Raw genomic sequence first — 779 nt, forward strand, 5'->3', positions numbered from 1 at the left:
GATAAAACCGTGTCGGCGCCGGGCTGAAGGAAGGACAGGCGCAAGGCGCCATCGACGAGAATATTGCTCAGGCTGCAGGCAACCTTGTTGCCAGGGCGTTCCGGTACCAGCAGAGTGTGGCGATCCAGTACCTGTACGAAACCAGCCGGGTCACCTCGTGGCGACATCTCGGTGGCGTCGACCTGGCGCTGCGTAAGCATCAGCAGGTACGGCGAGGCGGCGATAAAGGCCTGCGCTGGCTCGGACAAGGCCTGCCCTGTGTCAGCTAAAAAGGGCGTGGTGTACTCTCTGGCCCGCCAGAAATCGGCGCGTACCTTGGCTCGCGAACAGTGCAGGAACAGCGCCTCGGCGCGAAACTCCAACAGCTTTCCGGCCCGCAGAGAGCCCCGGCCATTGGCGCGCAGGCTGAACCCCACGCCGGGCAGGATGAAATACAGACTGCAGGCCATTTCCTCTATCGGCTGCTGTGAGATCGCTTTGTCTGCCGGCCAGGGCAGCAAGATGTCCTGGCCCTCGGCCCGTAACACTGGATGGTGGCGCAAATCGAGGTACTCGATATCTAACCTCGGGTCGGCGAAGCCGACGGCGCAAACCGTCGCTTGGCGGATCATCAGCAGGCAGTGCTCATCCAACTTGCGCTGCAGTCGTTTGTGCATCATCGCCGGTGGTGGCGGAATCAGTGCGCGCAAGGCGCTTAACGATTCGATTCTGTGCTCGGGCATAGCAGGTCTTCCTGTGCCATGGTCGTGTCGTCGATGCTAGGCAGTCCGATGACGGCT

1 pseudogene is annotated in these 779 nt (G+C 61.7%); it reads right to left on the minus strand.

The features are described from left to right. Nucleotides 1-722 (minus strand): annotated as a pseudogene (locus tag UB48_RS25320) (hypothetical protein); the annotation flags it as partial. Nucleotides 723-779 lie beyond the last annotated feature (57 nt).

This window comes from Pseudomonas sp. 2(2015), assembly GCF_000955865.1.
Classification (GTDB): Bacteria; Pseudomonadota; Gammaproteobacteria; order Pseudomonadales; family Pseudomonadaceae; genus Aquipseudomonas.